The 13,106-nt window shown below is 63.2% G+C and carries 11 protein-coding genes; all 11 read left to right on the top strand.

Translation table 11 applies throughout. The features are described 5' to 3' along the window. Position 1: 1 nt before the first annotated feature. The 11 genes from ACK6BI_RS09650 to ACK6BI_RS09700 all read left to right on the top strand — a co-directional run bounded on the left by ACK6BI_RS09650 (position 2) and on the right by ACK6BI_RS09700 (position 13,106). Positions 2-1,594, top strand: coding sequence for a Wzz/FepE/Etk N-terminal domain-containing protein (locus tag ACK6BI_RS09650; protein WP_065261823.1), 1,593 nt, complete (start codon positions 2-4; stop codon positions 1,592-1,594). After that, positions 1,579-2,685 (top strand): glycosyltransferase family 4 protein, encoded by a 1,107-nt coding sequence (locus ACK6BI_RS09655; RefSeq protein ID WP_409317028.1) that lies wholly within the window; start codon positions 1,579-1,581, stop codon positions 2,683-2,685. Before ACK6BI_RS09650 ends, ACK6BI_RS09655 begins: the two co-directional genes overlap by 16 nt. After that, positions 2,682-4,052 (top strand): O-antigen ligase family protein, encoded by a 1,371-nt coding sequence (locus ACK6BI_RS09660; protein WP_409316903.1) that lies wholly within the window; start codon positions 2,682-2,684, stop codon positions 4,050-4,052. Before ACK6BI_RS09655 ends, ACK6BI_RS09660 begins: the two co-directional genes overlap by 4 nt. Further along, complete coding sequence (locus tag ACK6BI_RS09665; protein ID WP_409316904.1) at positions 4,049-5,017, top strand: glycosyltransferase; 969 nt, start codon at positions 4,049-4,051, stop codon at positions 5,015-5,017. Before ACK6BI_RS09660 ends, ACK6BI_RS09665 begins: the two co-directional genes overlap by 4 nt. Continuing rightward, positions 5,010-6,146 carry a glycosyltransferase family 2 protein gene (locus ACK6BI_RS09670; protein WP_409316905.1) on the top strand — a complete coding sequence of 379 codons (1,137 nt, stop codon included), beginning with the start codon at positions 5,010-5,012 and terminating at the stop codon, positions 6,144-6,146. Before ACK6BI_RS09665 ends, ACK6BI_RS09670 begins: the two co-directional genes overlap by 8 nt. Positions 6,147-6,159: 13 nt before the next feature. Next, positions 6,160-7,161, top strand: a complete 1,002-nt coding sequence (locus ACK6BI_RS09675) for a polysaccharide deacetylase family protein (protein WP_409316906.1) — start codon at positions 6,160-6,162, stop codon at positions 7,159-7,161. After that, positions 7,158-8,477: a lipopolysaccharide biosynthesis protein gene (locus tag ACK6BI_RS09680; protein WP_409316907.1), complete on the top strand. Its 1,320-nt coding sequence runs from the start codon at positions 7,158-7,160 to the stop codon at positions 8,475-8,477. The genes ACK6BI_RS09675 and ACK6BI_RS09680 overlap by 4 nt, the downstream gene beginning before the upstream one ends. Beyond that, a complete protein-coding gene (locus ACK6BI_RS09685; protein ID WP_409316908.1) occupies positions 8,474-10,396 on the top strand; it encodes a hypothetical protein in 1,923 nt (640 codons plus the stop codon). Before ACK6BI_RS09680 ends, ACK6BI_RS09685 begins: the two co-directional genes overlap by 4 nt. A 68-nt stretch (positions 10,397-10,464) precedes the next feature. Further along, positions 10,465-11,154 carry an N-acetyltransferase gene (locus ACK6BI_RS09690; protein WP_409316909.1) on the top strand — a complete coding sequence of 230 codons (690 nt, stop codon included), beginning with the start codon at positions 10,465-10,467 and terminating at the stop codon, positions 11,152-11,154. Between the two features lie 4 nt (positions 11,155-11,158). Continuing rightward, complete coding sequence (locus tag ACK6BI_RS09695; RefSeq protein WP_409316910.1) at positions 11,159-12,343, top strand: GNAT family N-acetyltransferase; 1,185 nt, start codon at positions 11,159-11,161, stop codon at positions 12,341-12,343. Beyond that, on the top strand, positions 12,315-13,106 hold the full coding sequence (locus ACK6BI_RS09700) for a ChbG/HpnK family deacetylase (protein ID WP_409316911.1): 792 nt from the start codon (positions 12,315-12,317) through the stop codon (positions 13,104-13,106). Before ACK6BI_RS09695 ends, ACK6BI_RS09700 begins: the two co-directional genes overlap by 29 nt.

A 13,106-nucleotide genomic window follows, 5' to 3' on the forward strand; every position in this document is an offset into this window, starting at 1 on the left:
CATGAATCCAAAGGAAAACTACCTGCATGAGTTCTTCAGGATCTTCTTCGCCAACAAACGGCTGGTGAAGCGTGTCTTCCTGATCTTTGCAGTGATCGCGCTGGTGCTGCCGCTGGTGCTCAAACAGAGCTTCGATATCACCGCCCAGGTGATCGTGCAGTCGAAAAAACTCTCCCAGGGCGACGCCACCACGTCGCTGACCGTGGACAACGCCACCTTCATCCCGCCGTCGCTGGCGGACATGGAAACCGAAAGCAACATCCTGCGTTCGCCGGCGCTGATCCGTCAGACCATCAGCGAGCTGCGGGACAAGGGTGAATACACCCCGCCACCCGGGATGTTCGCCAGGCTGATCGGCGATCCGTTCCGGCGCTTCATCACCTCGCCCCTGCGCCAGTACCTGATCAACCCGCTGCGCAACCTGCTGGGCCTGGAGACCGATCCGGTGCGTGACACCGTGCTCGACGGCCTGACGCAACAGGCCATCGACAGCCTGAAGATCGAGACCCTGCCCGGCTCCAACGTGATCTCGATCATCTACAGCTTCCCCGATCCGCATCAAGGCACGACCTTCGTCGCCGCCCTGCTGCAAAACTACCTGGTGAGCCGTCAGGCCCTGCAATCGATCGACCTGCCGCAGTCTTTCTACGAGAGCAAAAAGCACTTGTATCAAGTGCGTCTCGACGGGCTGGAAGCCAATCGCCAGGCCTTGCTCGAGAGTGTCGGCGCAGCGGATCCGAAGGAGGAAATCACCTTCCGCCTGAACGCGATCAACACCGAAGAACAGGCGCTGAACCTGTATCAGGATCGCCTGTTGCAAAGCCAGCGCTGGCTGGAGTACCTGAGAACCAGCCTGGCCGCCGCTGCCAACAACAAGCTGAACGACTACACCTTTCCCTACACCTTCACCACCACCGTCGACAACGTGGCGTTCGAAGACCGCGAGATCAAACAGCTGGGCGAGCAACTGACCACCCAGGTCAGCCGCTACATGAATGATCTGGCGGTGTTCCAGCCCGGCAGCGAGCCGATGCTGCTGACCCGCGAACAGATCGCCCGGACCCGCCAGCAATTCCTCAAAGTGGTGAGCAACCGCATTCAGGAACGCACCAACGATCTGGCGGTGGTGCAACAGGTGATCGATCAGAAGACTGCGCGCATCGCCGAGTTCAAGGCGCGCATCCGCGATCTGCAGCAGACCCAGAGCAAGCTGCGGCAGATGGACACCGAAATCGATGCCCTGCACGCCGCGTTCTCGACCTACGCCCAGCGCTTCGCCGAAAGCAGCACCACCCGTGCGTTGAACGACGACCTGTCCAACGCCCGGGTCCTGAGCCCGCCGTTCGAGCCGACCGAGGCCGCGTTCCCCAAACCGTTGCTGATCATTCCGTTCGGTCTGTTCACCGGCCTGCTGCTGGCGATTGCCCTGGTCTACGTGCGCGAGTTCTTCGATCACCGCTTCAAACACCCGGCGCAAATCAGTCACGAACTGGGTGTGCCGGTGCTGCTGGTGATCAACGACGAGAGCACCCAACCCGGCAACCCCTACAAGAACTGGACGGTGCCGAGCTTCATGCACTGGGTGCGCAATTGAACACGCCGTCCTCCCCGAACGCCGCGCTGCCGATCATTCATTTGCTCAGCAGCGGCGGCTTCTATGGGGCCGAACGGATGTTGCTGGATCATTGCCTGGCGACACCGGGGCAGCATCAGGTGCTGTTTCTCGATGCGCCAGCGGAGTTGATCGAGCGTTTTCGCGAAGCCGGCGTCGATGCACAGGGTTGCGCCGGTCTCGGCGCCCTGCTCGGGCATCTGCGCCAGCGCCGGGCAGAGCGTCCGTTGATCAACACCCATAACTTCAAGGGCCTGCTGTTCGGCTGGATCGGCGCTTCGCTGTTGCGTCTGCCGCTGGTAATCACGCAGCACGGTTTCACCCCGCGCAGCCGCAAGCAGAAGTTCTACACCTGGCTCAGCCTGCAACTGTGCCGAACGGCGTCGGTGGACCGGGTAGTGTGCGTGGCCGAGAGCATTGCGGTGCTGCACCGCCAGGCCAGCGTGCGGGCGGAGAAGCTGCAAGTGATCCCCAACGGTCTGCCGGCGGCGGTCGCCGAGCGCACCCTGCAAGCCGAAAATCCGCGCTGGCTCGCCGGTTATGTCGGCCGACTGAGCAGCGAGAAAGGCCCGGATCTGTTCCTCGACGCCCTGATCCCGCTGTGTCATCAGCACCCGCAGCTCGACGCGGTGATGCTCGGTGACGGCCCGGAACGCGAGGCGTTGCGGGCACGGATCGACGCCGCGGGACTGCAGCAGCGCATTCGTCTGCCGGGTTATCAGACCGACATGCGCCGCTGGTGGCAGCGACTCGACGCGCTGGTGATCAGCTCGCGCACCGAAGGCACGCCAATGATTCTGCTGGAGGCCATGCAGACCGGGGTGCCGGTGGTGGCCTTCGGTGTCGGCGGGATTCCCGATGTGCTGGAACACCGGCACAACGGCCTGCTGGCCGCGCCCACCGACAGCAGCGCGCTGAGCCGTCAGCTCGACACACTGCTGAGTGACCCAGGGCTGGCGCGCAAACTGCGGGACAACGCAAAACGCACGCAACAGGACCGCTACGACCTCAAGGCCCTGGCTGAACGCTGGTCGCAGCTGTATATCCGCACGGCACGGGAGGCACGCGCATGATTTTCCCGCTCTCGATCGTCAGCTTGCTGGGCCTGGTCTGCATCGCCCTGCTGGCCAGCCCGTGGCCCTATCTTGCGCCGGGTGCGGTGCTCGGCCTGGTGGGGTTCGCCGTGCTGTACCGCAAGCCGACCTGGGGTCTGCTCGGCATCGCCGCGCTGGTGCCGTTCGAGGGTTTCTTCAAGGACAGCTCGCTGTCGGGCAGCAAGCTCATCGGTGCATCGCTGGCGGTGATCCTGATGCTGCAACTGGCGATGCACCAGATTCCCTCGGAACGCCTGCGCAGCAATATCTGGCGCTACCTGGTCTGGTTCATGGTGCTGTACTTCCTGAGCCTGCTCGACACCGATGATCTGGGCATGTCGCTGGGTCATCTGCGTGAACTCAGCGTCGGTCTGATCCTGTTCGTCATCACCTTGCTGATCGGTCGTGAGCTGAACCTCGACCTGTTCGCCCGCCTGGTGACGCTGGCCGTCAGCGCCACCTGTGCGATGGCGATGTTCTCGACGAAATTCCAGGATCAGGGCCGCGCCGCCGGCCTTCTCGAAGACCCGAACGCCTTCGCCATGCTGATCGCCTTCGCCGTACCGCTGGGCCTGCTGCTGATCATTCGCAGCCCGAACCTGTTGCACCGTTTGTTCTGGGGCGGTTGCTGCCTGTTGCTGCTCGGCGGCATGACCAAGACCGAATCGCGCTCCGGGCTGGTGGTGCTGGCATTGAGTCTGGTGATCGGTTGCTGGCATTACCGGGCGCAACTGACGCGCATCCGGCCCCGGCACCTGGGCTTCGCCATGCTCGGCGCAGCCATCGTGATTCCGCTGGCGATCTACGCCATGCCCGCCGGCTACCTGGCACGAATCCAGTCGCTGAGCGTGTTGAGCGCCGGCGCCCGTGGCCACGATGACGAATCCCTGGGCCGCCGCGCTTCGTACATCGTGGTCGGCAGCCAGATGATCCGCGAAAACCCGCTGCTCGGTTCCGGCCCCGGCACCTTTCCGCTGCATTACGCCACCACCGGCTACGCCAAGACATTCTCTGCCAACCGCAAGATCGGCGACCTGTACCGCCGGGCCCATAACACCTACCTGGAAATCTTCAGCGAACTGGGGATTCCCGCCGGTCTGCTGTTCGTCGGCATGCTCGGGCTGGGCCTGTACAACATGATGCGTGCGCGCCGCGCCTGGATGCTGCGGCGTGACTGGGAGCAGGCCGACATACTGACCCATCTGGGAGTGAGTTACCTGTCCCTGACCCTGTTCCTGATGTTCCTCAGTGCACCGAACCAGAAGTACGTGTGGATCATGCTCGCGCTGACCAGTGTCCTGCGCCTGAAGGCCGAGCAAGCCCCGTTGGTGGAGACCAGGGCATGAGCCGGATCAGTGTCGTCATCCCGATGTACAACGAGGGTCGCCACATCGGCCGTACCCTGCTGGCGGCGCAGAAAGCCGCCCACGCCGCCAATGTCGAGTGCGAACTGATCGTGGTCGATAACGGGTCCAGCGATGACGGCCCGCAGATCGCCCGCCAGTTCGGCGCGCAGGTGCTGGTGGTGCCGGGCGTTTTGATCGGCGCCCTGCGCAATCGCGGCACCGCCATCGCCACCGGTGACTGGCTGGCGTTCATCGATGCCGACATTGAAATGCCCGAAGACTGGCTGACCGGGCTGTTCGCCCTCGAAGCCGAGGGCCACGCCGATGTGTTCGGCCTGGATCTGCACACGCCAGCGAGCGCACCGTGGTACGCCGTGGCCTGGCAACGCCGCACCCTGCGCCCGGTCAGTCATCAGGCCCATGCCGTGGACTGGCTGCCCAGTTCCAACCTGCTGATGCATCGGCGCTGGTTCGACAGGGTCGGTGGCTTCAACGAATCCCTGCGCACCGGCGAAGACAAGGAATTCACCCTGCGCCAGAGCGAACAGGGTGCGCGGTTGCTGTCGGTCAATGAAACCGTGGCCCTGCACTGGGGTTACGAAATGAACTGGCGGGAGTGGATGGGCAAGGAGATGTGGCGTCAGGGCAGCCATTTGCAACTGCTGCGCACCCACGGTTTCAGCCTGCGTCTGCTGCGTTTTCCGCTGTTGTCGCTGTTGGCGTGGCTGCTGGACCTGCTGGCCCTCTCTGCACTGCTCAACGGTTTTCCCCATCACGCAGCGATCATGGTGACCTTGACCACGATTCCGGCGCTGGTACTGAGCATCCGTCAGAGTCGTCGCCAGCACGATATCGGCCTGACCCTGCAACTGTGGGGGCTGCATTGGGTACGCCTGCACCTGGCCGGCGCGGCGTTCATTCTCAGTCTGTGTCATTGGAACGCCAGGAGGCCTGCCCGTGGCTGAGTTCATTTTCTGGATGTGCCTGTTGCTCCCGGTGTACGCCTACGTCGGCTACCCGGTGCTGCTGACGTTGCTGGCGCCGTTGTTCCCGGCGTGGCGCCACAGCCCGGCGCCACCGCTGAACATCAGCATCGTGATCGCCGCCCACAACGAAGCGCGACATATCGAGCACAAGCTGCGCTCGTTGCTGTCCCAGGACTACCAGCCGGCTTCCCTGCAAATCATTCTGGCCAGCGACGGTTCCAGCGACGACACCGTGGCCTGCGCGCACAAGGTCGTCGATCCACGGATTACCGTGCTCGATCTGCCGCGTCAGGGCAAAGCCGCGACACTCAATGCCGGCGTGGCCCTGGCCACCGGCGACATTCTGGTGTTCACCGATGCCGACAACCAATGGTCACGGGAAACCCTCGGCTACCTGCTCGCCCCCCTGAGCGATCCGCAGGTCGGCGCCTGCGCCGGGCACATGGTGATTCCCGTCACGGGCGGCGGTTTGAGTGTCGGCGACAGTCTGTACCGGCATTACGAAGGCTGGCTGCGCCGGGTCGAGAATCGTACCGGCTGCATGGTGTCCGCCGATGGCGCGCTGCTCGCCCTGCGCCGCGAACTGTTCGAGAACGTGCCGGCGGAAGTCAACGACGACTTTTTCATCAGCACCTGCGCACCGGCGAAATTCAAACGCATCGTCTATGTGCCTGACGCCCAGGTCATCGATCACGGCGTGGATGAAGCGGACAAACAGTTCCGTCGTCGTCAGCGGGTCACCGTCGGCGGCTTGCAAAGCCTGGCCCAGCGCAGCGAGCTGCTCAATCCGCTCAAGCACGGGTTGTATTCGATTGCGCTGATCAGCCACAAATTGATCCGGCGTCTGGCGCCGATCCTGTTGCTGCCGCTGCTGTTGAGCAATTTCTGGTTGTGGGATGACCACGGTTTCTATCGGCTGAGCCTGATCGTGCAATTGATCGGCTACACCATTGCGATTGCCGGTCTGCTGGATTCGCAGCATCGCCTACCCAAACCGTTCCGTCTGGCGGCATTCCTGCTGGTGACTCTGGCCGGGATGAGCATCGGCCTGTGGCAGTTCCTGCGCGGCCAGCGCTACGCCCAGTGGAATCCTGACCAGAACCGTTGAGAGGGCTCGAGCCATGGCGATCAAACAACTGATAAAACGCACCAGTGGCTGGCTCTATCTCAACTCGCCCGTGGGACGAAACCAGTTGCACGGCGCCGGGGTGATCCTGATGTTGCACCGGGTGCTGTCCAACGACCGCGCCGCCGACCTGCCGCATCGCAATGAACTGTGCGTCGGCCCGAAAGCCTTCGAGCACTTGCTGGTATGGCTGCGCAGGCACTTCGATTGCGTGCCGCTGATGGAAATCCTGCAGCCCAACGCCCTGCGCCGCGAACGCCCGCAAGTGGCGTTGACCTTCGATGACGGCTGGCGCGACAACGCCGCCAACGCCTTCCCGCTTTTGCAGAAACATCAGGTGCCGGCGAGCATTTTTCTGTCCACGGATTTCATCGGCAGCCGCCAGCGCTTCTGGTGGGAAAGCATCGGTGAAACCCTGTGGGGCAGCCACGGTGAAAAGTCACGCATGCATCTGATCGAATGCCTGCAGGCCACGCACCATCCCTTGCCGGTGCTGCTGGATGATATCGACGTGGATCGCCGCAGCCTCACGCTGCTGCACTATCTGCAAGGCCTGAAGAGCTGCGACCCCGCACTGCTCGAACGCCTGACCGGCGAATGCCCGCCAGAGTCTCTGCCCCAGGCGCTGGACTGGCATCAGGTACGGGCAATGGAAGCTTCCGGCCTGGTGAGATTCGGCCCCCACGGTGCCAGCCACGCGATCCTCACCCAACTTGACGATGTGCGCCTGGGCGAAGAAATCAGCCGCAGCCGCACTGCCCTGAACAACGGCTGCAACCGGCCATTGCCGGTTTACTGCTACCCCAACGGCGACAACGACGCACGAGTCCGCGAACAGATTGCCCACCACGATTATCCGTTCGCCCTTGGTACTGCCACCGGTATCTATCGCGGTGCCGGCGATCCGCTGAACCTGCCGCGCTTCGGCGTCAGTCAACGTACCGCGCGCAATCCCGAACTGCTGTCGTGGCGGATCTTTCGCGGGGCGCGGCCATGAGTCGAAGCCGTTACCTCAAGCACCTGGCGCTGAGCATGGGCACCAAACTGGCGATGATCGCCCTGCGCCTGCTGAGGAACGTGTTGCTGGCGCGGATCCTCGGTCCCAGCGAGCGCGGTTTGTTCGCACTGCTCAGCACCCTGCCCGATCTGATCAGCGCAGCCACCAGTGGCGGTTTGAATTCCGCCGTCGGTTATCAGGCCGCCAAGCAGCGGCCGATGGGGTTGTTGCTGGCCCAGGTGCTGGTATTCGGTTGTCTGCTGGCGGGGCTGTTGACCTTGCTGGTGGTGGCGCTGGTGCGTGAGTTCGGCAGTGAACTGGACGTGACCGTACAACTGGGCCTGCTGGCGTGGCTGTTGCTGCTGGCGGTGCCGCTGACCGTACTCAAAAGCGGCTTGCTGACACTGCACAATGCATCCGGCGGTGTGGTCGCCTTCAATGCCTTGCGCCTGGTGGAATCCCTGGCGCCGCTGCTGCTGTTTCTCGCGCTGTTCTGGATGTGGAAAGAAGCAGCACTGGAAGCCGCACTGATCAGTTGGCTGGCCGGGATCAGTCTGGTGGTGCTGGCCGGTTGGGTCTGGCTCAAGCGCGCACAGCCGTTGCAGCTGCAATGGGATCGCGCCAGCCAGCACGAACTGTTGCGCTACAGTGCCCGCAGCCATCCGGATCTGCTGTTCCAGCAAGTCATCCTGCGTTCCGATTACCTGTTCATCGGCGCGCTGCTCGGCAGTGCCGCGCTGGGGCATTACGCCATGGCCAGCGCTGCCGCCGAACTGCTGCTGATCGTCCCCGAAGCGGTGACCACACCGTTGATGAAACGCCTGTTGCAACAGGACGACGGCATGGACAAGGTCACCCCGCTGGCCCTGCGCCTGACCGCCACGGTGATGCTCGGCGCCTGCCTGAGCATGGCGGTGATCGGCGAATGGCTGATCGTCACGTTGTTCGGCATCGCCTACCAACCGGCGTATCCGGCACTGCTGGCGTTGCTGCCGGGCCTGTTGGGCCTGTGTTACGCGAGCATTCTGCGCCTCGACCTGTTGGGCAAGAATCGCCCCGGCACCGTGTCGCTGCTGATGGGTCTCGGCGCCCTGCTCAACCTGGCGCTGAACGTGGTGCTGATCCCGACTTACGGCATCGTCGGCGCCGCGGCGGCATCATCTATTGCCTATCTGGCGGTGACGCTCGCCATGCTGGTGTTGTATTGCCGGTTGAGCGGCGTGCCGTTCTGGCAAACCCTGATCATCGTGCCCAGTGACATCGCACCGATGTGGCTGATGTTGCAGCGTCGCTTTTTACAACGGAAATCCGCATGAAAAGCCTGGCCCTGCTGCTCGGACTCGGCCTGTCGCTGGACGCCTTCGCAGCGTCGATGCGCTGGGGCGACATTCGCGACGGCAGCCTGTACCTGCAAGCGGATCGCCCCGACACCGTGACCATACGCTGGGCGCCGGCGTGGCAGGCGGACGCCAACGAAGAGCATCTGTACCTGCTCGACGGCCAGGGCAGATTGCAGGGCGACCGGTTCATCAAGGCCAGCGAAACCCGTGGCAGCCAGAGCTGGCCTTTGCTGCCGGGGCCGGCGAGTTATCAACTGGAGATTCCCGGCTATAGCTTCCGCAATTACCGGGTCGAACACGACGAAAACACCGTGGCGCTGTTCGCTCCGGCCAAGGTGCATTTCAGCGCTGAAACCCGTGACGGGGATGAGCTGTTTTTCAAGATTGCACCGGGTGAACACGCCGTGCTCGCGGGCAAGTTCCACGGCGGCGTCAGCGCCTTGCAGGCGCAACGGGTCGGCGACGGGCAACAGCTGTCGCTGGCGCTCAAACCTTATCGCGCCTATTGGCAATTCGATCAGGTCGCGCTGCCGGTCAGTGACCGAGAACAAATCTGGCGCCTGCGTCTGCAATGCAGCGGTAAAGCGGCGTTCTGGCTCGACGGCACGGCCAATCTGTTTGCGCAGAACCCGCAACAGCTCAAACCGCTGCGCGAAGACGACGGCCAGACCCGCCTGACCCTGCACGACAAGATCCTTGGCCGCACGCCGGACCTGGGCATCGCCCTGCCCTACGTGATGCCGCCGCCCGCCAGCCATGCCGCCCTCGACGCACTGAAACCGACGGCCGCCAGTTACTACAGTTTCGTGGACGTGACGGCGAGAAAACCGCACTTCGAAGATGCGTTTCGCCAGGTCTATCAGGACCGTTTTGGCATTCATCAGGACATCACTTTGCTCGCCGGCAGTCAGCGTCAGGCCGACTTGCGCGCCGATGGGCAAAGCAACGGTGGCCTCGACGCCTGGCTCGCGAGTACACAACTGCTTGGCGGCAAAGGCACGCACTACATCGGTTTTGCCGACGAGCCCAATCTCAACTATTCGAGTTACGAGCAATACCGTTCGATCTTCACCAGCATGGCCCGTCAGGTGCGCAGCGATCCGGCCAACGCCCGGGCCGGTGTGCGCATCGCGATGCCGGCCAGTTCGCGGCTGGTCAACGGCCCGTTCGCCGACAACGCCGCGGACAAACGCGGCATCGACTGGGCCCGGCGTCTGCTGGGTGAGTACGCCGATCAGGTCGATGCACTGGCCTGGCACGAGTGGATGATCCGCGATCTGCTCGCCACTCGCGTCTACCGCGACAGCGTGCGCCGCGCCGCCGACCTGGTGGGCCTTGATGCCAAGGGGCAGCCGCGCAAGGCCTTGCTGCTGGATCAGACCAATCTGTCCAGCGGCTCGAGCCTGAGCCCCTACGATCAGGAAACCCATTACACCTCGCTGTGGTGGGCCTCGGTGGTGATCAACGCTTCCCAGGACGGCTTGCTGACCATGCTCAACTGGTTCCAGGCCGCCGACGAGCCGGAATACCCCAAAGGCATGTTGCGCGTCTCGGCGGATGAGCAACATTTCGAACTCAAACCCGTGGGCCTGGCCCAGCAGTTCATCCGGCAACACTGGCTGCACAACGTGCTATGGCTGGAAAACGATGCGTTCGAAGTCGATGTGCTGGCGATGGCCGGCGACGAACAGCGCGGCCTGCTGGGAGTGAACAAGGGCACGCGGTTGCAGCGTGTCGATCTGGCGGGTGCCAAGTGCCCGTTGAACAACGGCGCCCTGCGCTATTTCGGCGCCGACAACCGCAGCCGCGACGCGCCCTTCCGTTGTCAGGACGGTCGTGTGCGCTTCGAACTGCCGGGGCAGACCCTGTTTTCCCTGAGCTGGCGCACTGGATGAACCGCCCGTTGATGTCCTGCCGCGCAGGCCACTTGCCGCGCGATGCCACGTCATCAGGAGTACCGACCATGAACGTTGTGAAAAAAATCAGCGAACACATCAAACAAAAAGGCCTGCGGGCCACACTGGCCAAGGTGTGGAAACACTACGTCTTTTCCCATCAGGAACTGCTGTGGATGGAGCGTGACCTTGTCAGCCCGGTGCCGCCCCACAGCCTCAAACCGTATCCGCCGTTGCGCGTGGTGAAGATCACCCCGGACAACGCCAGCGCCTTCGCCCGCTACTTCGGTGACCGCGTCGGTACCATGGCGGAACTGGCCAGCGAAGGCCACACCGGGCACATGCACCTCGACGATCACGGCGATGCGGTGGCCTTCATCTGGGGCAGCGCACGGGACTATTTTGACCGCCACTACTACGGTTGCCTGTTTCCGGTGAAGCCCGGCGAGTTTTTCGAGTTCGGCGGTGAACTGACCCGTTCCTATTGGGGCACCGAGCTGTCGGTGGATCTGCAACTGGAGCTGTGGAAAGCCATGGCCGCCCAGGGCTGCGACAAGGTGGTGGACGTCTGCGAGTTCCACAATATCCCGGCGCTCAAGCTGCACCTGCGCATGGGCTACACCGAGCAGGGCCGGATCATGAACGTGTACACCCTGTTCGCGCGTTGGCGCTTCTATCGCGAAACCCGCTACAGCGGTTCGCGCCTGGATGCATTGCGCAAACCTTCCCGTCCATCCGTTACAGCAACGGCGACCTGAGCTTATGGCGCGATTCGAATGGCGCACCTCGTTGTGCGCGCCTGACTTCCCGGCAGCGGCCTATGAAAGGCTGCGCCTGCGGGTGACGGATCACACGCCGTTCAACAGCCTCGGCTGGCTGATCGCGGCAGAGCAGACACTCGACGCGAGTGAGCATCTGCACATTCTGCTGGGCTGGGAAGCAGACGAATTGCGCCTGTGCCTGCCGTTGGTGGCCGGTCGTGAACGCTTTGGCGGGATACCGTTTGCCGTCGTGCATCACCTCGGCTATCCGCTGGCGGATCGTCTGGCGTTGTTGTCTGTGCTGACAGCCGACGACATGCGTCAGGCGCTGCTGCTGATTCGCCGGCGCATCCCCCACGCGTTGCTGCAACTCAACGAACTGTCAGAGCCTGTGGGCGAAACAAGTGTCCTCGCGCCATGGATGGCCCACAGCTCCAATGCCGAGCGACGCCTGAGCTGTCGGGTGCCGGTGCACTTGATCAGCGAAGCGGACCGTCAGGAAGTCTCCGGCGATCCACGCTACAAACTGCGCCGCGCCCGTAAACGGATTGCCGCCTGTGGTGCGGTGGTGCGGCGTATCACTCCCGATGCGCTGAGCATCGGCCCGCTATTGCAGGCCATCGCTGAAGTCGAAGCGGTGAGCTGGAAAGGCGACGAGGGCGTCGGCATCTTCGCCACCGAACGCAGCCGACGTTGCATCGAACACGCCTTCACCGCCCTCGCCGCCCAGGGTCTGGTTCGGATGGTCACGCTGGAACTGGATGGCCGTTGCATCAGCTACCGGCTTGGATTGCTCGAACAGGGCCGGCTCTATGATTACAACCTGGCTTTCCTGCCACAGTACGCGGATCTGGGCAGCGGCCGGGTGCTGCTGGAGGAATGGATTCGCTGGGGCCTGGACGATCACTGGCACTGGATCGATGCCTCGCGGGTCAGCCTGGAAAACTCCAGTCATCAACTGCACGAACGCATGACCGGACAACGGGAACATTGGCGCTGGAGCTTTTACTCATGGCGACCGAGCGGTCTGTTGCTGGGGCTTGGACTGCGTGTCTGGCAGCGGCTCAAACCGAAACTGCAACAGTGGCGCGCCCAACGCAAAACGGCAATCGCCAAACCTCTCGTCAAACCCGTCGCCATCACCACGGAGGGCGAACATGCCTCGCCAAGTCATAGTCAACGCTGACGATTTCGGCCTGAGCCCGAACGAAAACGCGGTGATTTTCAGCGCGTTCCAGGCCGGGGTCATCAGTTCCGCCACGGCCATGGCCAACATGCCGGCGTTCGAAGCCGCCTGCGCGATGGCTCGTCATCCCTTGCTGGAAGGTCGGGTCGGCCTGCATTTCAACCTGACCTATGGCCGGCCACTGAGCCAGGCAATTCTGGCCCGCCCCAACTTCTGCGACAGCCACGGGGTATTCGATCTGAGCCTTGCGCGGCACAGTCTGTGGCTGGGTCGTGAAGATCGTGAAGCGGTGCAGCAGGAATTGCAGGCGCAGTGGCAGCGTTGTGTCGATCACGGCGTGCGCCCCAGCCATCTCGACTCCCATCAGCACGTGCACAACATCTGGCCGATCGGCGAGATCGTCGCACGCTTCGCCGCCCATCAGGGCGTACCGGTGCGACTGGCGCGCAACCTGGGACAAAACCTGAACCTGCCGAAGCGCCTGTTCAAGGGTTTGCTCAACCGTCGTTTGCAGGGCCTGGCCGGTGCGACGGCAGACTATGTCTGCACCCCGGTGGACCTGCGCAACGAGCCTGCGCCGACCGACGGCGTGCTGGAAATCGTCGCCCATCCGAATCAGCTCGGGCCTGATTTCGGTGATGCCTATCTACAACCCGGAGAGTCCCTGAGCCGCGTGCTAGAGCGCCGGCTGCTGGGGGTTCCACGGGTTTCCTACGCCGACCTGAACAAGGATTTTCTACGGGGTGCCGCGGCACTCGATTGA

This window comes from Pseudomonas sp. KCJK9016 (assembly GCF_046231795.1).
Taxonomy (GTDB): Bacteria; Pseudomonadota; Gammaproteobacteria; order Pseudomonadales; family Pseudomonadaceae; genus Aquipseudomonas; species Aquipseudomonas bananamidigenes.

What these genes read in the sequence shown, in the direction of transcription:
- ACK6BI_RS09680 (WP_409316907.1), top strand. Translation starts at nt 7,158, where the DNA reads ATGAGTCGAAGCCGTTACCTCAAGCACCTGGCGCTGAGCATGGGCACC.
- ACK6BI_RS09665 (WP_409316904.1), top strand. Translation starts at nt 4,049, where the DNA reads ATGAGCCGGATCAGTGTCGTCATCCCGATGTACAACGAGGGTCGCCAC.
- ACK6BI_RS09675 (WP_409316906.1), top strand. Translation starts at nt 6,160, where the DNA reads ATGGCGATCAAACAACTGATAAAACGCACCAGTGGCTGGCTCTATCTC.
- ACK6BI_RS09690 (WP_409316909.1), top strand. Translation starts at nt 10,465, where the DNA reads ATGAACGTTGTGAAAAAAATCAGCGAACACATCAAACAAAAAGGCCTG.
- ACK6BI_RS09700 (WP_409316911.1), top strand. Translation starts at nt 12,315, where the DNA reads ATGCCTCGCCAAGTCATAGTCAACGCTGACGATTTCGGCCTGAGCCCG.
- ACK6BI_RS09650 (WP_065261823.1), top strand. Translation starts at nt 2, where the DNA reads ATGAATCCAAAGGAAAACTACCTGCATGAGTTCTTCAGGATCTTCTTC.
- ACK6BI_RS09685 (WP_409316908.1), top strand. Translation starts at nt 8,474, where the DNA reads ATGAAAAGCCTGGCCCTGCTGCTCGGACTCGGCCTGTCGCTGGACGCC.
- ACK6BI_RS09695 (WP_409316910.1), top strand. Translation starts at nt 11,159, where the DNA reads ATGGCGCGATTCGAATGGCGCACCTCGTTGTGCGCGCCTGACTTCCCG.
- ACK6BI_RS09660 (WP_409316903.1), top strand. Translation starts at nt 2,682, where the DNA reads ATGATTTTCCCGCTCTCGATCGTCAGCTTGCTGGGCCTGGTCTGCATC.